We start from the raw sequence: 22,271 nt of genomic DNA, 5'->3' as shown, positions 1-22,271 counted from the left end.
AAACGCTGATTATATAACGCTGGCAGCTACTTGAAGTCCCACGCCAGCAGATCGATCCGGTCGGTGCAGATCGCGTCCACGCCCCACCCCAGCAGCAGCCGGGCGCGCGCGGGATCGTTGACGGTATAGCAAAACAGCCCGAATCCGGCCGCCTTGACGGACTGCGCCAGGGCCGGTGTCAGCCGGTTGTGGTCGACGTGGACGGACAGCACGCCCAGTTCGCGCGCCTGCCCTTCCCAGTCGGGCGGCAGCGCGCCGAAGGCCAGCGCCCGGGGCAAGCCCGGGGCCGCAGCCCGCGCCGCCCGCAGCGCCGCGGCGCTGAACGACGACAGCAGCGGCAGCCTGGCCTGGTCACTCTCGTCCGGAAACAGGTCGCGGACGGTGCTGGCGACCCAGCGGCCGGTCGCCTCGTCGTGGCCGGGCGCAGGCTTGATCTCGATGTTCATCCAGATGTCGTGCCCCTTGCAGTACTCGGCGAACGGCACGAACAGTGGCACCGGCTCGCCCGCGTGTTCCGCGCCGAACCAGCTACCGGCATCGAGCGCCGCGATGGCCGCCGCATCCGTCTGCGCGACGCTGCCCGGGCCCAGGACGGTGCGGCCGAAGTCCGGGTCGTGCATGACGACGCCGATGCCGTCGCGCGAGAGCATCACATCGAACTCGACGGCATGATAGCCGTGGCGCAGGCCGGCCGCCAGCGCCGCCAACGTGTTTTCCGGCGCCATGGTGCCACCGCCCCGGTGGGCGATCATTCTGGGATAGGGCCACATGCGTGAAACAGTACCACGAGTGGATGCCCGGGTACAGATAGGCTAAGCTGTGGCCCTTCGAACAACAACGAGACCATCGATGCAAACCACTCCTACTCCCGGGCCACGAGCCTTGGGACATATCCGCGTGCTCGACCTGTCGCGCGTGCTCGCCGGCCCCTGGTGCTCGCAGAACCTGGCGGACCTGGGCGCCGACGTCATCAAGATCGAACGGCCCGGCGCCGGCGACGACACGCGCGCCTGGGGGCCGCCGTATGCAAAGGATGCGGACGGCAACGATACGCGCGAAGCGGCCTATTACCTGGCCGCGAACCGGGGCAAGCGCTCCGTCACCGTCGACATCTCGACCGCCGAAGGCCAGGCCCTGATCCGCGAGCTGGCGCAGCAGTCGGACGTGGTGCTGGAAAACTACAAGGTGGGGCAACTGCAACGCTATGGTCTCGACTACGCGTCGCTGAAAGCCGTCAAGCCCGACATCGTCTACTGCTCCGTGACGGGCTTCGGCCAGGACGGCCCGTATGCCCACCGCGCCGGCTACGACTTCCTGATCCAGGGCATGGGCGGATTGATGAGCGTGACGGGCGAGCGCGACGACCTGCCCGGCGGCGGCCCGCAAAAGGCCGGCGTGGCCCTGTGCGACCTGATGACGGGCATGTACGCCACCATTGCCATCCAGGCCGCGCTGATCCACCGCGACCGCACGGGCGAGGGTCAGTACATCGACATGGCGCTGCTGGACGTGCAGGTCGCCATGCTGGCCAATATGGGCAGCAATTACCTCAACAGCGGGAAGGCGCCGAAGCGCTGGGGCAACGCGCACCCGAACATCGTGCCGTACCAGACGTTCCAGTGTGCCGACGGCTACATCATCGTCGCCACCGGCAACGACGGCCAGTACGTCAAATTCGTCGAAGCCGGCGGCCGCGCCGAGCTGGCGGCGGATCCGCGCTTCGCCACCAATCCGCTGCGCGTGCAGAACCGCGACGTGCTGGTCCCGCTGCTGGCCGACATGGTGCTGCAGAAGTCGCGCGACGAATGGATCGCGCTGCTGGAAGCGGTCAACGTGCCGTGCGGCCCCATCAACGACCTGGCCGACGTCTACAAGAATCCGCAGGTGCAGGCGCGCGGCATGGTGGTCGACGTGCCCCACCCTACCGCCGGCAGCACGAAGCTCGTGCGCAGCCCGATGCGCCTCTCGGCCTCCCCGGCGGACGTGCGCACGGCCCCGCCCACGCTGGGGCAGCATACGGACGAGGTGCTGCGCGAGCTGCTGGGGCGTAGCGAGGAGGAGCTGGCGGCGCTGCGGGCGGCTGGCGTGCTGTAACCTGCCCTGCTGACGGCCCGGCGGTTTGCGGCAGCGGCAACGCAGGCCAGGCGCGCGGATACCTGCCTGCACTGCCGACGATTGCATACGGGCCGCCGCCGGCAGCTTGCCCCATCGGGCGACACTACAGTCCCAACCGGCATGCGCCACTCGTGCCTCCGGGCGAGTGTCACCCATGTCACCCGACAAAAACCTGGCCGCGGCCGCCGACTCAATGCAGGCGCTGCTTGAACTCGACCAGCTCGTTATACATATGATTGACAGCCGACTTCATCTGCCCGGACAGCGGTAGTCCGCTGGCGCAGACGCGGCGGGCGCGTGCCCCGAGCAGTTCCATATCGTCCACCAGCTTGACGATCCGGCGCGGGTCGCGCAGCGCCAGGATCTCCGTGATGCGATCCGAATGATGGTCCAGCCGCTGTATGTATTCGCGCAACTCGCCGGGCAGGTGGCGCTCGGCGGACAATGCCTGGGCGGCATGGCCCACGGCAAGCTGCAAACTGCTGAGACGGCTTCGGATTTCCTGTTCAGGCAACATGATCCCTCCATATCGAAAGGCGCCCGTGCGCCACTGATCGTTGGAGGGCGGCACCGTGCGCAAGTTGCGGGCGGATGATTGCCGCTTGACGCGTCTCAAACGTCAAGTGGCCGCGGCCAGCGATGCCGCCGGGTCGAGCGGCATCAGGCTGCGCAGGCGCCGCGCGATCAACAGGGCGCCGCCCAGCAGCGTTCCCAGCAGCAACACGACGCCGTTCCAGCCGGCCCATGCCCACAGGTGTCCGCACAGCCACCCCACCACGCTCGATCCCAGGTAATAGAAGAACAGGTACAGCGCAGAGGCAAGCGCCTGCGGCGGACGGGCGCGCCGTCCCACCCAGCTGCTCGTGACCGAGTGCGAGGCGAAGAAGCCGAACGTAAACAGTGCCATGCCGAGGACGATCAGCGGCAAGGCATGTGACAGCGTCAGCGCCAGACCGGCCGCCATCACGGACATTACCAGCCACAGCACACCGCGGCGGCCGAGGCGGTCGGCCAGCTTGCCGGCCCACACCGAACTGAAAATGCCCAGCAAATACAGGAACGAGATGCCGCCAACGACACTCTGGCGCAGCCCGTATGGCGTGCCCAGCAGCCGGTAGCCGATATAGTTATAGGCGCTGACGAAGCAGCCCATCAGCAGGAAAGCCAGCGCGAACAGCCACGGCAGGCCCGCGTCGCCGAAATGCCGGCGCAGGCCGCCAGCGAGAGCGCGCAGCCCGCCGGGCCCGCGCCGGAAGTGCCGGGAAGCGGGCAGGCTGCGCCAGAACTCGGCCGCGGCCAGGACGCCGGCGATGCCGATGACGGCCATTGCAACCCGCCACGACAGGAAATCGGACAGGGTGGACGCCAGCACCCGGCCGAACATGCCGCCAAACGCGCTGCCGCTGATGTACAACCCCATCGACAGGCCCAGCGATGCCGGCTCGATCTCCTCGCCCAGATAGGCCATCGCCACGGCAGGCATGCCGCCCAGCGCCAGGCCCAGCAAGGCACGCATCGCCAGCAGTTGCGGGTAGCCGTCGGCAAATGCGCAGGCCAGTGTCATCAACGCCGCGATCGCCATGGCGGCGACCATGATGGGCTTGCGTCCGAAGCGGTCGGACACGACCGACGACACCAGCAGCGACAGCGCCAGCGCGCCCGTCGAGATCGACAGCGACAGACTGCTCTGCGCCGGTGTCAGCACGAACTCATGGGCCAGCAACGGCATCAGCGGCTGCACGCAGTACAGCAGGGCAAAGCAGGAGAAGCCGCCAAAGAACATGGCGCGGTTGGTGCGTTTGAAGTCGGCGGTACCGACGGCGATGCGGGACATGATGAACCTCGATCTGACAGTGGAACGATCTTAGTTTTGCGTTCTATTACTGTCCAATATATATTTGAGGCGTTATTAATACTTTGAAGCGATAACATGGAACTGCGCCATCTACGTTATTTTGTCGCCGTCGCGGAAGAACTGAGCTTTACACGCGCGGCCGAGCGGCTACACATCGGCCAGCCACCGCTGAGCCAGCAGATCCAGGCGCTGGAAGCGGAAGTGGGCACCCTGCTGCTAGAGCGCAGCAAGCGCTGGGTACGCCTGACGGAAGCGGGCAAGCTGTTCCTGGCCGACGCTCGCCGCATGCTGGCCCTGGCCGAGCAGTCCAAGGAAACGGCACGCCGCGCGGCACGTGGCGAAGCTGGCGAACTGCGCGTCGGCTTCACCTTCTCGACGCCCTTCACGCCGCTGTTTGCCACCGTGATACGCCAATACCGTCAGCAGTTCCCCGGCGTGGCGCTGACGTTGCACGAGATGGCGACACTGCCGCAGCTGGCGGCGCTGGAGGCGCGCGAGCTGGACCTGGGCTTCGTCCGCTCGGTTTCCGTCGCCGTGCCGGACACCGTACGCCTGACCACGCTGCAGCACGTCCCGCTGCGGCTCGTACTGCCAGCCGATTCGCCGCTGGCCGCGCAGGAAACGGTGGCGGTTAGAGATCTGGCAGGCCAGCAGTTCGTGATGTACCCGAAGAACGCCGGCACGGGCATCTACCCGCAGATCTTCCGCATGTGCCGCGAAGCCGGCTTCGTACCGCAAATCGCGATGGAAGCGGGCGAAGCGTCGACGATCATCGGCCTCGTTGCGGCGGGCATCGGCATCTCGGTGCTGCCGAGCTCGTTCGATCGTATCAATATGGAGGGCGTCGTCTACCGGCCGCTGGCCGATCCGGCGGCCATGACGACGATGATGCTGGCGCAGCGGGTGGAGGATGGAAATCCCCGGGTGGAGGCGTTTGTGGAGTTGGCGGAACGGGCGGCGCGGGGTCTGCAATAACGCAGCCGCGCCGAGCAAGGCGCGGCCCGCTGCCAGTCGGCCAGCCATGCGCGAGTGTCACTTGGAACATCTCGCACGCTGACACAGAGTAGAAGACTTCTTACTGATTCGCCGAGCTGAATCTATTGTACAGCTCGTGTGGTCATGCCCTGGAAATGGCTGAGGAATTGTTCGTCCAGCCCTTGCCTCCCGCCCAACCTGAAATACGTAGAGCTCCGCCGCCCTGTGCCTGCCGGAGGTATTCAGTTCCACGCCCTTGATCTGTATTGACTTCCATTACCCATGTGTTGCTGTTACGAGGCCGGAGATTAGTGTGCAACCACATGCGCCATGGTGCCCATGTAACGCTACCATACGACCGCTGATGAGATAGTTTGGAGCGCCTTCGACTATGATGTTAACGCCGTGCCCAGGCAACGGGCAAACGATTTTGTCGCCAACACGCGCTATTCCGATTCCTCCGATTGTATGAGTTGGCGAGGCGGTCACGACACGGCCTCCATGTGACGTGGCATCCCCCATCCTAACAATTGGCAAGCTCACGATATTTCCTTTCAAATTGCACCGGCAGAACGTCCAAGATTCGAGATGCCGTTACAGCGGTTGTTCAGCGGCTCGTATGCGTGCGACATACAAGGCACCGCCGCTGTCTATGTAGCCAAGCATTAAACAGAAGAATGTAGGCTTGCGATAGAATGCTCCTTTACAGCAGTATCGTCACTCAACAATCCGTCAAATAGATCGATATATCGGTTCGTCCCAACCGTGTGCCTAGTAACATTACAACACTGCAACAACTTCGTGGCCGCTTGAATAAGCAATCGCCTATCGGTTTCGGTCCTGATCATTCCTTGCAAACTTCCCACAACCTCCGGCTCGGGGATCGCTGGTACATAGCGAGCCCCTAGTTCACGCAGACGTTTTTCCCGACTGGACATCGCGCTTACGAAGATATTTATCAAATTTTGGTCTTGAGAATCAGTGTAGAGGCGCCCTGCACCAACAATTATTGCTTCCCTGCCGAGTTGATTTGATTTCAAGAGATTAGCGACATCCTGATAGGCCAACTTAGGGTCCACTAGAAAAAGACCGTTAACATCTTCTTCGACACCGCCCGTTTTTATCCGTGCAAGTAGATACTCATATGCTCTCGCCTTTTCATCTTGTGTCATTGCATCAAAATAGGCAACAGTAAGTCCATCTAGCCGCTCCTTATTGTGCATTGAAAAAAAATTCAAGAAGTTCTGATACGCGTTCATAATTACTTCCTATAGAACAATAGATCCTCGACCTCATCTTTTCCCAGCGTGGTAAGCGTCGAATCAGCATTTGCTACGTGAATATTTATATCATTCACAAGCCCGTTCCTTCTGCGACTAATGAGTTCACCCTTCTCAAAGTTATACCAAACGGTATAATCTGCCCGCAATTTATCCGCGGTCTGAACAACATTCACATTCCCAGTCGCGGACTGTGCATAGTTTGTTGAAATACCTTGCCACAATTCGCTTGCAAATGGCGGGGGTCCATTCTTCTCGTTCCAGGGATAATCAACATTAATCTCTTTCCAACCATCGACGATCCGCCCACCAGGCGTCGTCTCCAACGTCACGCCGCCGATCTTCTCCGCAAATGCTCTCGCAGCGTCTGGTTTACCGGTATCATCCGCCAACCTTGCAGTTCCAGACCAGAAAACTGCCCCATCCTTGGGTGATGCCACATCCAGCCGTTTTATAACTTCATCCCATGTTTCGTTAGAGTTCTTCTTAGGAAAATACGGTCGTAATATATCCTGAGCCTCCCCGATCTTCTTATCCTTTAACGCCGTGTCGCCCCGCTTTTCGGCTTCTAGCGCCTCATTCGACAACTGCGTAATCCGCTCCCGGTCCGCAGCCGCCTTGACATCGGCAGCAACCTGCTTCTTCGTATTCGTGCCCTCGGGCGGCTTCGGAGGCGGCTCAGGCTTGTCCTTCAGTGGCGGCTTCGGCTTCGTCTCGGCTTTCGCTGCGGCCTTGGGCTTCGCCTTTGCACCGCCCTTGCCTGTCGCCTTGCCGCCCGCCGCAGGCGCGCCCTCGCCTGTATGAGCAAGAACATTACCCGGCGTATCCCTGACGCGCTGTCGCGTCGGCGGAACCACGACGTTCTTGTCTGCGCTTACACCAGCGGCAACGGTATGCGCCTCCTTTGGCAACATCTGCGTCAGCACCTTCGCCAGCCGCACGTTCAATTCCGCGAGCGCTTTCGGTATCTGCCGTATTGCCGCTCGCTGCACTTCATAGAACGCATCTTCCCACTGTTTCAGCTTCGCGATCGTCGCCTTGACCGCATCGAAGTAGCTCAGGCTTTCCAGGTGGGTGCGCAGGGACTTGACGATCGACACCAGCTTGCCGGTCAGCTTGTTCAGCGCTTGCAGCAGCGGTTTCTCGTACTTGACGAAGTCGATCGCACGAAGGAATTTGATGATGTCGCCTTTGATGAACTTTTGCAGGAACTGCACGAGTTCGACCAGCTTGGACGCTTCCTTGATCAGCAGCAGCATGACCGCGCGCAGTGCCGCGCCCAGTTCCGAGCCGGCAATGCCGCCGACGATCGCGCCGACGCCTGCCGCTGCCAGACCTGCTGCCGCCATGGCGACGGGCAGGGCAATGACGATCATGCAGGCGGAAAGCAGCACCCATTCCAACAGGTCGTCGCGCTTCTCGGGGTGCCTTGCCAGTCGCAGGATGACGGCGACCGCGTCGCGGGCGCTGGTCACGATAACGACGCCGGGAATGAAGCTGACCAGCATGTCGGCCACGATGACCGACAGCGGGCGGTGATCGGCGAACTCGCCAAGCAGGACCGATTTTAGCCAATCCATGCCGCCTACGACCTGGCCCCATGCATCTTCAAGAATATTATTCTGATCAGGTGCGCGCTGGGTCATGCCTGCCCCTTCTTGCCCGTTCCACCCGGAACCCAGTTCAGTAACTCATGCACGTCATCGTCCAGCTCTGTACTGACAGTGGAACTTGCCTGCAATGGCCGGTAGTCATATTCGATTTTTGCCCCCACGCCCGGCGGCACGCCGCTGATGCGCGCGATACCTGCCGCATCCAGAATGCCCTTGCGGATACTGCCGTCGCTCAGGATTGCCTTGTATGCCGCCCCGGCCAGCGGCTCGCCCCAGTCCGTCATGTGACGGAACTCGAGGTCGTTCTTTTCCAGTTCCGGTTTCGGCACGTGCGGCATCACATGCGAATTGGTCACCGGCCCCGGCATCGTATGCATCGACGCCTGAGCGGTCCAGGTACCTGAGGTGCCGTTGGTAATGCCGGAGCCGTTGATCTTGACGAACGACCCACCTGCGGAGATCAGCACTTCCTCCTTCGCGTGAATTTCGATGCGTGCCGTTGTCGACAGCATGCGCACCACCTTTTCCGCGATCAGATCGAGGTCGCCGCTTTGCGCCTGCACTTCGACCTTGCCCTTGGCGGCGAAGAGTTTTATGCCTGCGTTGTACGCAAACAGGCTGATTTTCTCGGCGATGCTGGCTAGCAGACTCTTGCCCACCGCGATGTTGGTATCCTGGCCGGACGACAGCGTTACTTCCGCGCCGGCGTGGACATGGGTTCCCTGGGCGCTGGCCAGCCCGATACCGGCCGGGGAACCTGCCAGCAGTACGGGTTCCTTGAACCGGTTCGCACCGCCTTGTCCATCGCCCTCATACCGATCCTGCGTGGCATCGATAAAAGTGTTCAGCGCCTCCTGGCCGACCAGTGGCTCCGCACCGGCCCTGGATGCGGTGTCGGACAGATTTTTGGTCAGCGCCGCGCCCGCCTTCAGCTGGCTGGTGGCTTCCGTAGCATCCATCTGTGTACCTTGCGGGCCGGGACGGCCATGGGTGCTGAGATACAATCCCTTGTGCGTAACGATGGCACCGAAATCGTCCGTGCAGAGCGCGAAACCGGATCCGTAGAAATTTCCGCGCTTGTTACCGGTCTGCGAAACGAGATACCCCAGATTCAACTGAGCATTGGTATTGGTGCTGTACAGGTGGACCCGGTTCTGTCCCGTCGTATCGTCCAGCGCCAGCTGGTTGAAACCGCTGCCCTTGTACTCCTTGGACTTGGCCGGAAAGTACGCCATCCGTATGCCATTGCGGCGTCTGTTCCTCGTTGTACAGGCGGCCCGTAATCACAGGGCGATCGGCATCGCCATCGAGGAACGTCACGATTACTTCCTGACGGATGCGCGGCACATGGAGGGCGCCCCAGTCCTGTCCGGCATTCGGATAGCTGACACGCACCCAGCAAGACGCGCGCTCGTCGCCGGGATTCTGCCGGTCCCAGCGGAACTGGACCTTTACGCGGTTGAGGTGATCCGTGTACACCTCTTCGCCGGCGGGTCCGACCACGATGGCTGTCTGCGGATGCAGTATGGGCTTTGTATGCTCGAAGGGGCTGCGAAACGGCACCTTACGGCGCTGGACTTCCATCCGATTAAAACAGTGCCCCGTATGGACGTTGGTTGCCTCGGCGCGCCGGACCTGTGTTCGGCCTATGGCCGTCTTGAAAGCCTCCAGCTCCGCTGCGAGACTGCCGGGGAAGCTCTTGACCTGATGGGAGAACGGTAGATTGTTCTCAATGCTCCAGTCGAGCGCAACGATCATGAATTCCCGGTCGTCGGGCGAGTCAGCCTGATGTGCCGGATGATCTTCCAGCGTGAACCATGCGCCAGCGTACAGGGAGCGCACGCCCGACACGGCACAAAACCGCTTCATGCTGGATTCCCATTGCTCGACACGCAGCCGCGACTGCCGGTCGCCTTGTTCGTGATTCGAATATGTATATGCGCCGGTATATTCATATACCTCCAGCTGGGCCGGCAAATCTCCATGCTCGTGCCGTACCGCAGTATTCGTGTGTTTTAATGCGTTCGGCGCCTTGTAGTCGTTCGTCCTGGCGGAATATTGGCTGGGAGCCAGGCTGCGGTCAGCACTCCAGTGAACGATCTTGTGCACTTCGTCTTCGGTACCGCCGTGGTGAAAGTAAATACTTTCGCCAGTAACCGGTTTAAGCTGATCCGGTGTATCGGTAATCACGAGAATATGGCCCGAACCATCGGGCTTCTGTTCGTGATAGCTGTACCAGCCTTCCTCTTCCATCAGACGCTGGGCGAAATGCCAGTCCGTCTCATACTGCGTGCAATAAGAACGGGGTACCGCAGGATCGCGAACGTCGAAACGGAAGTTGCCCTGCGCCTGAGGATGTACGTTGAATACATCCGCAAGGATGTCGTCGGCCGTCTTGTCCTGCCAGATCCGGGCATCCCTGCGAAATCTCAGCAAATGCAGCCAGGGAGAAAAGGCCAGCTGGCACGCAACGAACTGCCCGTCGCTGCCGAGGCGCTTTACCATGTGGATGTAGCCATGGACGGGACTATAGCTGCGATCGTCCTGCTGTATCCACAACGTCACCGGCTGTGCAATCAGCTTTTTCAGTTCGATATCGTCACGGACAGACAGGCAGTCCACGGTATATTCATACCCACGACCCAGCCGTTCGTGCGCCACGACGCGTTGTGGCAAAAAAACGTCCTCGCCCAGAGGCGTCGTCAATTGTAGAAGGCGATCTTGTTGGCCGACCATGGCCGTGGCGGGGAAGGATGGCGTGCTCATATCAGTCATGCTCAGAAACTTCCTTGGTTTGTCGTGTGCACGGGCGGCGTTGCCGAGGAAATGACACCTGCCACGCTTTAAACTGTGCGAATTATAAATTTTGCAACCATAGATTATATCGCAGAGGTATCGGCTCGTCCATGATCCACAGCAGAGCATTCGATTGACCTTAATCGAAGTCCGTTCGTACCCTTGGTCAGCGCCGGCGTTGCAATATAAAAACCCGGGACAAGCCCGGGTTTTAAAGAAACATTACTCAAACCAGGCGTCTGTCCCGGTTGTATCAGTCGTAGTCCGCTTCCAACTCCGACCCGGCATAATTCTCCAGCTCGGCAAACAGCGTCTTCATGGCCGTGCGGCCGGGGATGTGCTGCAGTACCGTACAGGTGCGGCGGTACAGGTCGATGCGGTGCAGCAGTACCGGGTGGTGCTGTGCGGGGACGGCGGCGGCCAGCGCGGCCCAGCCCGCTTCGTAGTCCGGCTTGTTCTTGCGCACGGACTTGACGAAGCGCTCGAATTCCTTCTGGCCCGTGCGGGCGACGATACGCCCGCCGCCTTCGACCGCGAAGATGATCGCCAGCGCAATGACGCCTTCGGCGTTCAGGTCGGTGTCGGTGATCGGACCTTCGCTGTTGTGGCGGCGCATCCAGGACGCCAGCCGCACGATGGCCTGCGCTTCCTGGCGCTGCTTCAATTGCTGCTGGTAGCGTGCCGGGCCGTCCCAGTTCTGGTTCGGGTCCGTCAGGCAGATGTCGAAGAAGATGTCGCGCAGGCGGCGTTGGGCGTAGACCGGGTCCTGGTCGTACTCGCCCACCAGCGTGTCCTCCGGCATGGCTGCCAAATCCTTCAGCTGGCGAAAGCCCGCCTGGAACGCGGCTTCGGCGCCGTTGTCGACCAGGTAGTCCAGCGCCTGCTCGTCGCTGTCCATGGTGAGCACGTTTTCCAGGCCCAGCGAGACGCCGCCTACCGTCAGGTTGACGGCCTTCTGGATGCCTTCGGATGTCCGGTTGTTGGTGAACTTTTCCGCCACCATGGCCGTGATGCCGGCCAGCTCGTCGGCCAGCACCACGGCGGTATCGTCGTTCGTCCCCACCAGCAGCTTGATCGCACGCGTCAGCCGCGGCAGGTTTTCCCCTACGAGTGCCGGCAGCATCAGCTGAAGATCCCCGAGCCGAGGCTGCGGCGGCCCGTGCGGCCGCTGGCGTTGCGCGTGCTCGGTACCTGCTTGCGCATGCGGTACAGCAGCTCTTTCGTCGAACGCTGCATGAATGGCTGTTCCTCGTCCGGGTCGTCGGAGAACTCGGCATCGGCCAGGTCGGCGCTGTGGCGGAATTCCGGGAACAGCTCGAACAGCGCGCGGTCCCAGCCATCTTCGCTGGCCTTGGCCAATGCGACGGCCAGCGGCGCGATATCGCTGTCGGACCCCGTCTGCGCCGTGATGTACTGCCCTTTCGAGATGATCTCGCCGGCCAGCTCCATCACTTCCTTCGGCGCCAGCGAGAACACCGTCGCGAACGCCGTGCAGCCCCAGTCGGTGGCGGACGCTTCCTGCAGCAGTTCGTTGCGTCGCTCCTCGTCGTCCGTGGCGAAGACCACGCCATGGATGTGCGCGAACAGCGACTCGGCGATGCGCTCCGGGTCGTCCTCGATCATGTCTTCGTTCCACGTCGCGGCGATATAGGCCAGGCTGTCGGCCCACGCTTTCGGTGGCACCAGCAGGGTCGCCAGCGACATCTTGCCGCCGTCGAAGCCGGCCATGTGCAGCGCCGTCACGTGCGGCGGAATGTTCTGCAGCACTTCAGCGACGACCAGGTCGCCGTGCTGCTCGGCCGCTTCGGCAAACGCCTGTTCGGCGTGGCTCAGCGAGCCGGCCAGCACCAGCTCGGTGACCTGCTTGCTGATGGCCGGCAGATTCTTATTGGACGTTTCGTCGGACATTACTTCTCTCCTTCCTGGTCGAACATCTGCGCGAAGTCGTCGCTCACCATGTCCTCATCATCGTTGTCGTCATCGCCTTCATCGCCTTCGGCCAGCTGGTCGAGCGACATGTCGTCGTCGTCCCACAGCCGCGGATGCTTGTGCAGGAAGGCGGTGACGATGGCCTGGCGTCCCAGGTCCGGGTGGTTCTCCTCCAGCGCCGCCAGCATCTGCGCCGGCTTGCCTTCGGGGCACGAGGCAGCCGCGAACACGCGGGCCGGGTCGCCGTACTCGTAGTCGCCCGCGTCCGCCAGGATGGCTTTCGGGTCGGTAAACTCGATGACGTCCACCAGGGCGAACGCCATCATGTTCAGGTCTTCAATGCCGCCGCCGTTGGCGTACTCGTCCATCAGCGCGTCCAGCATCTTCTGGTAATTCTTGCGGTCGGGCGGGTCGCCCAGGATGCCTTCGATCTGGGCAGCCAGTTCGCGCGACTGGTAGGCGAACTCGGGGTGTACTTTTCTCATTGCTTGCTTTCTAGTGTGATCGTCATTCGGCCGGCAGCGCCACGCCATGCAAACCGAACACGGAGCGCCACAGCTGGTAAGCTTCGGCTTCCGGGTCGATGATGATGCGGTGGTTCAGGCTCTGGTTGTATTCCTCGCGCCTGACGGGGTCGGACAGCACCTCGTAAGCCTTGGCGATGCCCTGGAAGCGCGCTGCAGCACCCCGCTCGGGGTTGCGGTCCGGGTGGAAGCGCATTGCCAGCGAGCGGTAGACCTTCTTGATTTCGTCGTCCGACGCATTGGGCGCGACACCGAGCACGTTGTACAAATTGTCCATAATTCTCCTGGGTCGTCCGGAATGCGTGGAGCCGCGGTAGCGGGTGCGCGCATTCTTGCTGCCGCCCCCGCCCCGGCGGTATCTCCAGGCGTAAGGGCGAATTATCCTATATAAATGCGAGCGCCGTCCCGACGGCTGCTCGCGTGTACGGTAAAATGCCCGCTATTCGACTCCAATTACCGTCTTTTTACATGAGCAACGACAAAACCGCCGCCACTGCCGCTCCCGCACCGAATTTCCTGCGTAACATCGTTGAACAAGACCTGGCAACCGGCGCCTATCAGCGCGAAGGCCTGCCGTCCGTCATTACCCGCTTCCCGCCGGAGCCGAACGGCTACCTGCACATCGGCCACGCCAAGTCGATCTGCCTGAATTTCGGCCTGGCACGCGATTACGCGGGCCGCTGCCACCTGCGCTTCGACGACACCAATCCCGCGAAGGAAGAGCAGGAATACGTCGATTCCATCATCGACAGCGTCAAATGGCTGGGTTTCGACTGGGAACACAAGGGCCCCGTCGGCGCCGGCACGCACCTGTACTATGCCAGCGATTATTTCGACCGGCTGTACGAGATGGCGGAATACCTGATCAAGGCCGGTTTCGCCTACGTCGACAGCCAGAGCGCCGACGAGATGGCGGCCAACCGCGGCAATTTCAATACGCCCGGCACCAATTCGCCGTTCCGCAACCGCCCCGCGGAGGAATCGCTGCAGCTGTTCCGCGACATGAAAGCCGGCAAATACGCCGACGGCGAACATATCCTGCGCGCGAAGATCAGTGAGGACGCGATGGCATCGCCGAACATGAACCTGCGCGATCCGGCCATTTACCGCATCCGCCACGCACATCACCACCGCACCGGCGACAAGTGGTGCATCTACCCGATGTACGACTACACGCACCCGATCTCGGACGCGCTGGAAAACATTACCCATTCCATCTGCACGCTGGAGTTCCAGGATCACCGGCCGTTCTACGACTGGCTGCTGGCCACCTTGGCCGAAGGCGGCTTCTTCCGGCAGCCCGTGCCAAAGCAGTACGAGTTCGCGCGCCTGAACCTGACCTACATCGTCACGTCCAAGCGCAAGCTGCGCCAGCTGGTGGAAGAATGCATCGTCGACGGCTGGGACGACCCCCGCCTGCCCACGCTGGTGGGCATGCGCCGCCGCGGCTTCACGCCGGAAGGCATTCAGTTGATGGCCGAGCGCACCGGCGTGACGAAGTCGGACGGCTGGATCGACTACGGCGTGCTGGAAGGCGCCGTGCGCGAGGATCTCGACCCGAAGGCGCCGCGTGCGATCGCCGTGCTGCGACCCTTGAAACTGATCGTCGACAACTTCGACGCCAATGACAGCGTCGAGTGCAGCTCGCCTGTCCACCCACACCATCCGGAGCTGGGCAACCGCACGTTCCCGTTCACCCGCGAACTGTGGATCGAGGAAGAGGATTTCATGGAAGTGCCGACCAAGGGCTACTTCCGCTTCTACCCGCCCGTCGACGGCCAGCCCGGCGCGCGCGTGCGCCTGAAATACGGCTTCGTGGTGGAGTGCATCGGCTATGACAAGGACGAGAACGGCAAAGTCACGGCCGTGCACGTCAACTATTTCCCGGACAGCAAGTCCGGTACGGACGGCGCCAACAACTACAAGGTCAAGGGCAACATCACCTGGGTCAGCGCCGCTGCCGCGCTGGCTGCGGAAGTACGCCTGTACGACCGCCTGTTCACGGACGCGCAGCCTGATTCGGGCGGCAAGGACTTCAAGCAGTTCCTCAACCCGCACTCGAAGGAGGTCATTACGGCCTACCTGGAGCCGGGCCTGAAGGATGCCCAGGCGGAACAGCGCTTCCAGTTCGAGCGGCACGGCTATTTCGTGGCCGACCGCGTCGATTCGCAGCCGGGCAAACCCGTATTCAACCGGATCGTCACGCTGAAGGACAGCTGGGGCACCAAATAAAGCATTTTCATACGCAAAAAAAAACCGCCGATCGGCGGTTTTTTTTCGTTCCGGAAAAACGGCTTTTCGGATCTGATTATCGCTGCCGTATTTATTTATTTTTGCGCCAGCGGCATATCCGGCGCGAATATCGCTTGCGCCTTGCGACCCTATGCGATCGGTATCCGGTAATCGCTGTTACATCGAGGCACTGTCGCTGGCAAGAATGACAGCTATGCGTACACACCGCTTTTCTGGTATCACTTTAATAGCCTTTGCACCCACTGAGCAATGAATGCAACGGTATTATGTATCGGTCTACCAGATTGAATAACTTCTGGTCGTAAATCTCGAACGCTACTTGACGAAGCACCAGCACCATTCTTATATTAATGGCAGCACAAAGAGGGTTCTGATCATGCACGCATTATTCCGCCCGATCGGGCATGCGCTTCCGAAAAATCCGCGCTGGTGGCCGGGAGTGCTGCTGTCGCTGGCTGCGGGTGCGCTGTTCTACGGCGCTGCGGCCCGCTCGATCGAAACCGACGCGCGCCAGCGCTTCAGCAACCATGCCCGTACCGCCCAGTTCAGCATCGCGTCGCGCATCAAGACCTATACGGACGTGCTGCGCGCCACGGCCAGCTTCTTCCAGGCCGATGACGACGTTTCCCGTGCCAGTTTCCACCGTTTCGTCCGCGGCCTCGACCTGCCCCATAACTTCCCTGCCATCGACAACATCAATTTCGCCCGCTACGTGCGCGACGACGAGCGGGCCGGGTTCGAACTGTCCATGCGTCACAACGGCGCCTCGGCGGACGGGTATCCCCCTTTGCGATCAAGCCTGGCACGCGCTATCCCACCTACGAGGTGCTGGCCATGCTCGAACCCATCGGCGGCTTCGAGGAAAAATACGGGGTCAATCTATCCGGCAAGCCGCACGTGGCCGCCGCCCTGGCGCGCTCGCGCGACACCGGCGAACTGGCCTCGTCGGGCCGCCCGATCGGCATCATGGCGCGGCCCCACGGCGCCGATCTGGGCATGCGCCTGCCCCTGTACTACCCTGGCATGCCGCTCGACACGATTCTGCAGCGCCGCACGGCGTACATGGGTTCGGTGGGCATCGGTTTCAGCGTGCCGCGCCTGCTGCAGGGAGCGCTGGACGAGATGCCGGTCCCCAATGTCCGGCTGCAGCTGTACGACGTGGGGCGCCGCGTTCCCGATAGCGCCGGCACGGTCGACGAAACGCGCCAGCTGCTGTTCGACAGCGCCGATTCGGCCCGGCTGGAAGCGCCGGACCGGACGTTCCAGCACATGCTGCCCATCGACTTCAACGGCCGTGTGTGGACGGCCTACTTCAGCGCCCCGAAGGCCGCGCTTTACACACGCTTCGATGCCTACCTGCCGGTCCTCGCCGGACTGACGGGCACGATCAGCTGCCTGTTGCTGTATGCGCTGTTCCATACCCTGGCCTCGTCGCGCAAACGGGCGCTGAAGATTGCCCGCGCCATGACGCGCGAGCTGCGCGACAGCCAGGCCAAGCTGCAGCTGTCGCACCAGCGCCTGCGCCGGCTGGCCGCGCATGCCGACCAGATCAAGGAAGAGGAGCGCAAGCGTATCGCCCGCGAGATCCATGACGATCTGGGCCAGAACCTGCTGGCGCTGCGGATCGAAGCGGACATCCTCGCCACCCGCACTGCCAAGCGTCATCCCTACCTGCATGCACGCGCCCGCTACACCCTGAACCAGATCGACAACACGATCCGCAGCGTGCGCCACATCATCAACGATCTGCGGCCGAACGTGCTGGACCTTGGCCTGAACGCCGCCGTGGAGTGGCAGGTGGCGCAGTTCCGCAAGCGTTCGGGCATCGACTGCGAGCTGATCGAACACGGCGGCGACGTCGATATCGACGACCGCTGCGCCACGGCCTTCTTCCGCGTGCTGCAGGAGTCGCTCAGCAATATCTGCCAGCATGCGCAGGCCACCCGGGTGAAGGTCGAGCTGCACCAGCAGCAAGGCCTGCTGCAGATGAGCATTACCGACAACGGCGTCGGCCTGCAGGCGGCCAGCCGGAACAAGACGGGCTCGTTCGGGCTCGTCGGTATTGAGGAGCGCATCAACCTGCTGGGCGGGACGTGCGCGATCAGCAGCATTCCGGACGGGGGCACCACCATCACGGTCTCCGTCCCCGTCGCGTACCGGGGAGCGCTGCCGCCGTTTATCAGCCAGTTCGCCGAGCATTGACGAGTTTTTCCCAGCTGTTGCGTTACCAGACGTGCCGAGACGCCTGAGAAAAAGATTTGCCTGCACTCCCAACCACGAAAGGATACGATTATGGACACGAACGATTTCGATACGATTGCCGAGTTGGATCTGGAACCCATCAAAGTCAAGCTGATGCACGAGGAATCGTGAGAAGGCTGGTCGCTGGAACGGGCCAATGCCGTCGAATTCGAATACCGGCGCTTCCTTTACCTGATGAAGAAATTTCCGCAGGAACAGACCGCACCGCTGCAAGACGTCGACACGTTCTGGCACTATCACATCCTCGATACGCTGAAATACGCCGCTGACTGCCAGGCCGTGTTCGGTTACTTCCTGCACCACTTCCCCTACATCGGCCTGCGCGGCGAGGAGGACGAGGCGGCACACCACAGGGTTGGCGAACGCATGAAGGAACTGTACGAAGCGACGTTCAACGAGCCGTATATCCATGCGGGCCGGGCCGCTGCCGCGTTTTCCGGCGCGCCTGCCGACGGCGTGCGCACGGCATTTTCCGGCGCGGCGGCGCGGACCGCATTCTCGGGCGCGGCAAGAGGCGGGCAACAGATCGCCTTCTCGGGCGCGCCTGCCGCGCGGATGCGCACGGCGTTCTCTGGTGCCGCGACCGGCAGTGCGCAGGTGGCATTCTCGGGCGCCGCTGCCGGTAGCGAGCAGGTCGCCTTTTCCGGTGCCGCGACCGGGACGCAGGCAGCGTTCTCCGGTGCGCCGGCGGGCGCGGCCCGTGCCGCGTTCTCCGGTGCGCCCGCGGGACGGGCATCGGCAGCGTTTTCCGGCTCGCCTCAGGTGGCCTCGTCCGCCATGCCCGTAGCGCAGGTGCCTGCCGATCAGTTCTACGCGCAACGGCCGCGTCTGACCCACGCTGCCTGAAGTCCTGTTGTACCGGAACCGCAACAGCGGTTCTGGTTTCCGCTATCGCTCTCCTCTACAGCCACATTCGTTGCGTGCGCACGATAGAACTTGCCGCTTGTAATCAGAGCGACTTTCAATATACTAGTTTGAGTTGATGCGAATCAACACGCCCGTTTCACTTCCCCCGGCATCCGGCCACGCTGGCCAGGACAATGCCTGTGCCCACCTCGAGTAAAGGTCATCACGCATGTTTTCTACCGAACACTTCAACCCAATCGCGGCCCTCGACCTGGAACCCATCAAGGTCAAGCTGATGCACGTCGAGTCCGGCGAAGGCTGGTCGCTGGAGAAGGCCAATGCTGTCGAGTTCGAGTACCGCCGCTTCCTGTACCTGATGAAGATGTTCCCGCAGGAACAGACGGCACCGCTGATGGACGTCGACATCTTCTGGCACTACCACATCCTCGATACGATGAAATACGCCATCGACTGCGAGGCCGTGTTTGGCTACTTCCTGCACCACTTCCCGTACATCGGACTGCGCGGCGAGGACGACGAGGCGGCGCACGAGCGCGTGGGACAGCGGATGAAGGAACTGTACGAAAGCACGTTCGGCGAGCCCTATGGCATCGGCGCCCGTGCCGAAACGCCGGCGCAGGCATTTTCGGGCCGCGTTGCCGAACAGACGGCGTTTTCCGGGCGGGTCAGCGAAGCGACCGCGTTCTCGGGACGGGTTACGGACCAGACCGCATTCTCCGGGCGGATCAGCGCGCAGACGGCATTCTCGGGACGGGTTGCCGAGCAAACCGCGTTTTCCGGCCGCATCAGCGAACAGACGGCGTTCTCCGGCCGGGTTGCCGGGCAGACCGCGTTTTCCGGCCGGATCAGCGCCGCCACCGGGTTCTCCGGCCGCGTCGCCGAGCCCACGATTGCGGCAAAGCTTGCTTTCTCCGGGCGCATCAGTGCGGACAATGTAGCGGCGTTCTCCGGACGCGTGGCGGACAAGACCGCGTTCTCGGGACGCGTGCAGGCCGCCCCGTCGGTGCAGGACGCGTTTTACAACGCCCGCCCGCGCATCAACGCTGAGTGATTCCGACGGCGTCAAATACCTCAAAATGAGGATTTCAAAGTAGAAAGGCCGGCACCTGGATCCAGGTGCCGGCCTTTTGCACATCGCGCAGTGCTCAGTGCTCAGTGCGCCATCAACTCCTGCAGCTCGCGAATACTGAACTCGCTGATCTCGTGCATGCGGATCAGGATGGTCGCGCCGATCGGCAGCGTGTTGTGCCGGATCTTGCTGATGACGGGCGGCGCCACTTCCAGTGCGCGCGACAGCGCGGCGTCCGTTTTCAGCTGCAGCTTTTCCATGATGGCGTCCAGGACGCGGTTCGGGTTGTACGTCGGCGAGGACGTCAGTTCTTTCAGTAGCATTTTCAATCTTGGGTTAGCGGTCGCGCTCGTGGAGTACGACACGGGCAGACAAATTTCAGCAACGGTGTCCCCTGGCATGGCGCAAAGCGCCGCGCCTTGCATTACCCGGGTTCCACCATCGCCGTTCAGGGCCAGCCTGGAGCGACGATTGTGACAATGTGTGAGATTTTAACCCGATTTGTTGTGCTAGGTAATTGTCCTGTCAATTTTTCTGACTGTCCCGCCTTTGGAACGAACGCCGTGCACCAGGCCAGCAGCGTGGCTGCCGCCAGTTCGGCGAGCACTGCCGCCTGCCGCAGGTCCGCATACCGGTGTGCGTCCATACGCCATCCTGATCGTGTCCGCCTACGTTAGCCGCAACAACCGTTGCCACGATGGTTGCGGCGCAAAGGTACGCCCCTCCAGTATTGCCAAACGCTATATCCAGAGCTTTACGGCATCCCCGAAATGGCTGCGCGCAGCCCGTCCGTTACCGTCGGGTATTGGAGGCGCACGCCCAGCTCCCGCGTCAGCCGGTCGTTGGCCAGCCGGCGCGATTCCGACATATACGACAGCAAAGTCGGCGACACCACCCGCGCCAGCTCGGCACGTGGCAGCCGCGGCGGTCGCGCCAGCGCGAACGCATCGGCCACGGCATCGAAATAGTCCGCCATGCGCAGGTCGGTGTCGTCCACGGCGTGGTACACGCGCCCTGGCTGCGCCCGGTACAGCGCCTGGCGGACGATGGCCGCCAGGTCGTCCGCATGGATGTGATTGGTGTAGACGTCGTCTTCTGCCACGAGCGCCGGCGTGCCCGCGTGCAGCCGCGCCAGCGGCAGCCGGTCGGCCGCATAGATCCCTGGTGCACGCAGGATGGCGACACGCCCGCCCGCCCGGCGCGACCATGCGCGCAGTGTCCGTTCGGCGTCAACGCGGCGGTGCGCCCGGGCATTGCGCGGCGCCACCGGCTGCGTTTCGTCCACCAGCGCACCTTGCAGGTCGCCATACACGCCCGTCGTGCTCACGTAAACCACCTGTGCGCCCTCGGGTAGAATGGCGGTCACGTGACGCGTGCGGCGGTCCAGCGCCCCGTCCGGCTGCGGCGGCGCCAGGTGAATCACCCGGTGCGCCAGCCCCGCCAGCCGGCGCAACGTACCCGGCCGATCGAGGTCCGCCAGCACGGGCACGGCGCCGGCCGCGCGCAGTTCGTCCAGACGCGCCGCCTGGGTGGTGACGGCAAACACGCGATAGCGCGCCCGCAGCAGCGGCAGCAGGCGCATCCCGATGTCCCCGCAGCCCAGGATCAACAGGCGGGGCCTGCCGAATTTTTGTTGTTTTGGAATATTCATCTCAAGGATTGTATGACGTTTCAGATTACTGTTCAGCCCAGCGGCCACCAGTTCCCGTGCGACGAAGACGAGACCGTGCTGGCAGCCGCCATGCGGGCCGGTGTCGGCCTGCCTTACGGCTGCAAGAACGGCGCGTGCAGCTCCTGCAAGGGCAAGGTCGTTTCAGGTTCCATCACGCATAAACCGCACCAGCGCCGCGCTCTCACGGAAGACGAGGAAGAAAAGGGCATGTCGCTGTTCTGCTGCGCCCTGCCCCATTCCGACCTCGTGATCGAGGCGCGCGAAGTGGCCGGCAGCGGCGACTTCCCCGTCAAGAAAATGCCGTCGCGCGTATCGACCCTGGAACGGGTGGCGCCGGACGTCATCGTCATCACGCTGCAACTGCCCGCCAACGAGGTGCTGGAATACCGCGCCGGCCAGTACATCGAATTCCTGCTGCCCGGCGGCAAGCGCCGCAGCTACAGCATGGCGACGGCGCCGGGCCAGGGTGCGATTTCGCTGCACATCCGCCACATGCCGGGCGGACTGTTTACCGACCAGGTGTTCGGCACGATGAAGGAGCGCGACATCCTGCGCTTCGAAGGTCCGCTGGGCACGTTCTTCGTGCGCGAGGACAGCGACAAGCCGATGGTGCTGCTGGCCTCCGGCACGGGCTTTGCCCCCATCAAGGCCATCGTCGAGCAGATGCGCGCCACCGGCTCGAAGCGGCCGATGGTGCTGTACTGGGGCGGGCGTCGTCCGCAAGACCTGTACATGGACGCGCTGTGCCGCCAGTGGGAGCAGGAACTGCCGAACTTGCGCTACGTGCCAGTGGTGTCGGATGCGCTGCCCGAGGACGGCTGGGCGGGCCGCACGGGTTACGTGCATCAGGCCGTGGTGGCCGATCAGCCGGACCTGTCCGGCTGGCAGGTGTATGCCTGCGGCGCGCCGATCGTCGTCGAATCGGCCAAGCGCGACTTCACGGCGCTGTGCGGCTTGCCCGACGACGAGTTCTACGCGGACGCGTTCACCACCGAAGCGGACCTCGCCAAGCCCTGATTTCTTCCCTACGCCGACGGCCCCCGTCGGCGTTTTTACTTCTG

General features: G+C 62.6%; 22 protein-coding genes. 7 read left to right on the top strand and 15 right to left on the bottom strand.

Annotation, left to right across the window (positions count from 1 at the left end):
• Positions 1-26 precede the first annotated feature (26 nt).
• Positions 27-770, bottom strand: coding sequence for a glycerophosphodiester phosphodiesterase (gene ugpQ / locus E1742_RS22555; protein ID WP_134387340.1), 744 nt, complete (start codon positions 768-770; stop codon positions 27-29).
• Positions 771-849: 79 nt separating this feature from the next.
• Between ugpQ and E1742_RS22550 the strand changes: the two genes are divergently transcribed.
• Positions 850-2,094, top strand: a complete 1,245-nt coding sequence (locus E1742_RS22550; protein ID WP_134387339.1) for a CaiB/BaiF CoA transferase family protein — start codon at positions 850-852, stop codon at positions 2,092-2,094.
• A 211-nt stretch (positions 2,095-2,305) separates the two neighbouring features.
• Here E1742_RS22550 and E1742_RS22545 read toward each other — a convergent pair whose 3' ends face one another.
• Both E1742_RS22545 and E1742_RS22540 read right to left on the bottom strand, forming a co-directional pair.
• Positions 2,306-2,632: a hypothetical protein gene (locus E1742_RS22545; RefSeq protein ID WP_134387338.1), complete on the bottom strand. Its 327-nt coding sequence runs from the start codon at positions 2,630-2,632 to the stop codon at positions 2,306-2,308.
• Between the two features lie 102 nt (positions 2,633-2,734).
• Entirely contained in the window at positions 2,735-3,949 is a 1,215-nt protein-coding gene (locus E1742_RS22540) for an MFS transporter (protein ID WP_134387337.1), read from the bottom strand.
• Between the two features lie 96 nt (positions 3,950-4,045).
• On the opposite strand from E1742_RS22540, the gene E1742_RS22535 reads away from it, so the two are divergent.
• Positions 4,046-4,945 (top strand): LysR substrate-binding domain-containing protein, encoded by a 900-nt coding sequence (locus tag E1742_RS22535; RefSeq protein WP_134387336.1) that lies wholly within the window; start codon positions 4,046-4,048, stop codon positions 4,943-4,945.
• Between the two features lie 276 nt (positions 4,946-5,221).
• Here the strand turns inward: E1742_RS22535 and E1742_RS22530 are convergent, their stop codons facing one another.
• The 9 genes from E1742_RS22530 to E1742_RS22495 form a co-directional block, all read right to left on the bottom strand.
• Complete coding sequence (locus E1742_RS22530) at positions 5,222-5,467, bottom strand: PAAR domain-containing protein (protein WP_189568731.1); 246 nt, start codon at positions 5,465-5,467, stop codon at positions 5,222-5,224.
• Between the two features lie 143 nt (positions 5,468-5,610).
• Complete coding sequence (locus E1742_RS22525; RefSeq protein WP_134387334.1) at positions 5,611-6,204, bottom strand: hypothetical protein; 594 nt, start codon at positions 6,202-6,204, stop codon at positions 5,611-5,613.
• 2 nt (positions 6,205-6,206) lie between these two features.
• Positions 6,207-7,871, bottom strand: a complete 1,665-nt coding sequence (locus tag E1742_RS22520; protein ID WP_134387333.1) for a hypothetical protein — start codon at positions 7,869-7,871, stop codon at positions 6,207-6,209.
• The gene (locus tag E1742_RS26950; RefSeq protein ID WP_229466876.1) at positions 7,868-9,013 is read right to left on the bottom strand and encodes a DUF2345 domain-containing protein; all 1,146 of its coding nucleotides are present in this window, start codon (positions 9,011-9,013) and stop codon (positions 7,868-7,870) included. Before E1742_RS26950 ends, E1742_RS22520 begins: the two co-directional genes overlap by 4 nt.
• Positions 8,919-10,613: a type VI secretion system Vgr family protein gene (locus tag E1742_RS26945; protein WP_229466254.1), complete on the bottom strand. Its 1,695-nt coding sequence runs from the start codon at positions 10,611-10,613 to the stop codon at positions 8,919-8,921. The genes E1742_RS26950 and E1742_RS26945 overlap by 95 nt, the downstream gene beginning before the upstream one ends.
• Positions 10,614-10,887: 274 nt before the next feature.
• Positions 10,888-11,757 carry a hypothetical protein gene (locus E1742_RS22510; protein WP_134387332.1) on the bottom strand — a complete coding sequence of 290 codons (870 nt, stop codon included), beginning with the start codon at positions 11,755-11,757 and terminating at the stop codon, positions 10,888-10,890.
• The gene (locus tag E1742_RS22505; protein ID WP_134387331.1) at positions 11,757-12,542 is read right to left on the bottom strand and encodes a hypothetical protein; all 786 of its coding nucleotides are present in this window, start codon (positions 12,540-12,542) and stop codon (positions 11,757-11,759) included. Before E1742_RS22505 ends, E1742_RS22510 begins: the two co-directional genes overlap by 1 nt.
• Positions 12,542-13,048 carry a hypothetical protein gene (locus E1742_RS22500; RefSeq protein WP_134387330.1) on the bottom strand — a complete coding sequence of 169 codons (507 nt, stop codon included), beginning with the start codon at positions 13,046-13,048 and terminating at the stop codon, positions 12,542-12,544. The genes E1742_RS22505 and E1742_RS22500 overlap by 1 nt, the downstream gene beginning before the upstream one ends.
• A gap of 22 nt (positions 13,049-13,070) precedes the next feature.
• Positions 13,071-13,364 (bottom strand): J domain-containing protein, encoded by a 294-nt coding sequence (locus tag E1742_RS22495; RefSeq protein WP_134387329.1) that lies wholly within the window; start codon positions 13,362-13,364, stop codon positions 13,071-13,073.
• 191 nt (positions 13,365-13,555) lie between these two features.
• On the opposite strand from E1742_RS22495, the gene E1742_RS22490 reads away from it, so the two are divergent.
• The gene (locus E1742_RS22490) at positions 13,556-15,319 is read left to right on the top strand and encodes a glutamine--tRNA ligase/YqeY domain fusion protein (protein WP_134387328.1); all 1,764 of its coding nucleotides are present in this window, start codon (positions 13,556-13,558) and stop codon (positions 15,317-15,319) included.
• Between the two features lie 406 nt (positions 15,320-15,725).
• On the opposite strand, the gene E1742_RS27500 is transcribed toward E1742_RS22490, so the two are convergent.
• The gene (locus E1742_RS27500; RefSeq protein ID WP_503826301.1) at positions 15,726-16,097 is read right to left on the bottom strand and encodes a hypothetical protein; all 372 of its coding nucleotides are present in this window, start codon (positions 16,095-16,097) and stop codon (positions 15,726-15,728) included.
• Between the two features lie 77 nt (positions 16,098-16,174).
• Between E1742_RS27500 and E1742_RS22485 the strand changes: the two genes are divergently transcribed.
• From E1742_RS22485 to E1742_RS22475, 3 genes are all read left to right on the top strand, one after another.
• Positions 16,175-17,542, top strand: coding sequence for a sensor histidine kinase (locus E1742_RS22485; RefSeq protein WP_371860177.1), 1,368 nt, complete (start codon positions 16,175-16,177; stop codon positions 17,540-17,542).
• A 183-nt stretch (positions 17,543-17,725) separates the two neighbouring features.
• Positions 17,726-18,448, top strand: a complete 723-nt coding sequence (locus E1742_RS22480; RefSeq protein WP_503826308.1) for a glycine-rich domain-containing protein — start codon at positions 17,726-17,728, stop codon at positions 18,446-18,448.
• 229 nt (positions 18,449-18,677) lie between these two features.
• Positions 18,678-19,520, top strand: coding sequence for a glycine-rich domain-containing protein (locus E1742_RS22475; protein ID WP_134387327.1), 843 nt, complete (start codon positions 18,678-18,680; stop codon positions 19,518-19,520).
• Between the two features lie 101 nt (positions 19,521-19,621).
• On the opposite strand, the gene E1742_RS22470 is transcribed toward E1742_RS22475, so the two are convergent.
• Both E1742_RS22470 and E1742_RS22465 read right to left on the bottom strand, forming a co-directional pair.
• The gene (locus tag E1742_RS22470; protein WP_134387326.1) at positions 19,622-19,861 is read right to left on the bottom strand and encodes a hypothetical protein; all 240 of its coding nucleotides are present in this window, start codon (positions 19,859-19,861) and stop codon (positions 19,622-19,624) included.
• 431 nt (positions 19,862-20,292) lie between these two features.
• Positions 20,293-21,189, bottom strand: coding sequence for an SDR family oxidoreductase (locus E1742_RS22465; protein ID WP_134387325.1), 897 nt, complete (start codon positions 21,187-21,189; stop codon positions 20,293-20,295).
• Between the two features lie 12 nt (positions 21,190-21,201).
• On the opposite strand from E1742_RS22465, the gene E1742_RS22460 reads away from it, so the two are divergent.
• Positions 21,202-22,227 carry a CDP-6-deoxy-delta-3,4-glucoseen reductase gene (locus E1742_RS22460; RefSeq protein ID WP_134387324.1) on the top strand — a complete coding sequence of 342 codons (1,026 nt, stop codon included), beginning with the start codon at positions 21,202-21,204 and terminating at the stop codon, positions 22,225-22,227.
• Positions 22,228-22,271: the final 44 nt, after the last annotated feature.

The organism is Pseudoduganella plicata (genome assembly GCF_004421005.1).
GTDB lineage: Bacteria > Pseudomonadota > Gammaproteobacteria > Burkholderiales > Burkholderiaceae_D > Rugamonas > Rugamonas plicata.
The sequence above is the reverse complement of the archived record's forward strand: the minus strand, read 5'-3'. Positions and strand labels throughout refer to the sequence as shown.

Bases quoted from the DNA above. Each gene is read 5' to 3' on its own strand.
- E1742_RS22525 (WP_134387334.1), bottom strand. From the start codon at position 6,204: ATGAACGCGTATCAGAACTTCTTGAATTTTTTTTCAATGCACAATAAG.
- E1742_RS22530 (WP_189568731.1), bottom strand. From the start codon at position 5,467: ATGGGGGATGCCACGTCACATGGAGGCCGTGTCGTGACCGCCTCGCCA.
- E1742_RS22475 (WP_134387327.1), top strand. From the start codon at position 18,678: ATGTTTTCTACCGAACACTTCAACCCAATCGCGGCCCTCGACCTGGAA.
- E1742_RS22500 (WP_134387330.1), bottom strand. From the start codon at position 13,048: ATGAGAAAAGTACACCCCGAGTTCGCCTACCAGTCGCGCGAACTGGCT.
- E1742_RS22540 (WP_134387337.1), bottom strand. From the start codon at position 3,949: ATGTCCCGCATCGCCGTCGGTACCGCCGACTTCAAACGCACCAACCGC.
- E1742_RS22490 (WP_134387328.1), top strand. From the start codon at position 13,556: ATGAGCAACGACAAAACCGCCGCCACTGCCGCTCCCGCACCGAATTTC.
- E1742_RS22470 (WP_134387326.1), bottom strand. From the start codon at position 19,861: ATGCTACTGAAAGAACTGACGTCCTCGCCGACGTACAACCCGAACCGC.
- E1742_RS22510 (WP_134387332.1), bottom strand. From the start codon at position 11,757: ATGCTGCCGGCACTCGTAGGGGAAAACCTGCCGCGGCTGACGCGTGCG.
- E1742_RS22520 (WP_134387333.1), bottom strand. From the start codon at position 7,871: ATGACCCAGCGCGCACCTGATCAGAATAATATTCTTGAAGATGCATGG.
- E1742_RS22460 (WP_134387324.1), top strand. From the start codon at position 21,202: ATGACGTTTCAGATTACTGTTCAGCCCAGCGGCCACCAGTTCCCGTGC.
- E1742_RS22550 (WP_134387339.1), top strand. From the start codon at position 850: ATGCAAACCACTCCTACTCCCGGGCCACGAGCCTTGGGACATATCCGC.
- E1742_RS26945 (WP_229466254.1), bottom strand. From the start codon at position 10,613: ATGACTGATATGAGCACGCCATCCTTCCCCGCCACGGCCATGGTCGGC.
- E1742_RS22505 (WP_134387331.1), bottom strand. From the start codon at position 12,542: ATGTCCGACGAAACGTCCAATAAGAATCTGCCGGCCATCAGCAAGCAG.
- ugpQ (WP_134387340.1), bottom strand. From the start codon at position 770: ATGTGGCCCTATCCCAGAATGATCGCCCACCGGGGCGGTGGCACCATG.
- E1742_RS22545 (WP_134387338.1), bottom strand. From the start codon at position 2,632: ATGTTGCCTGAACAGGAAATCCGAAGCCGTCTCAGCAGTTTGCAGCTT.
- E1742_RS22485 (WP_371860177.1), top strand. From the start codon at position 16,175: ATGCTCGAACCCATCGGCGGCTTCGAGGAAAAATACGGGGTCAATCTA.
- E1742_RS22535 (WP_134387336.1), top strand. From the start codon at position 4,046: ATGGAACTGCGCCATCTACGTTATTTTGTCGCCGTCGCGGAAGAACTG.
- E1742_RS22465 (WP_134387325.1), bottom strand. From the start codon at position 21,189: ATGAATATTCCAAAACAACAAAAATTCGGCAGGCCCCGCCTGTTGATC.
- E1742_RS22495 (WP_134387329.1), bottom strand. From the start codon at position 13,364: ATGGACAATTTGTACAACGTGCTCGGTGTCGCGCCCAATGCGTCGGAC.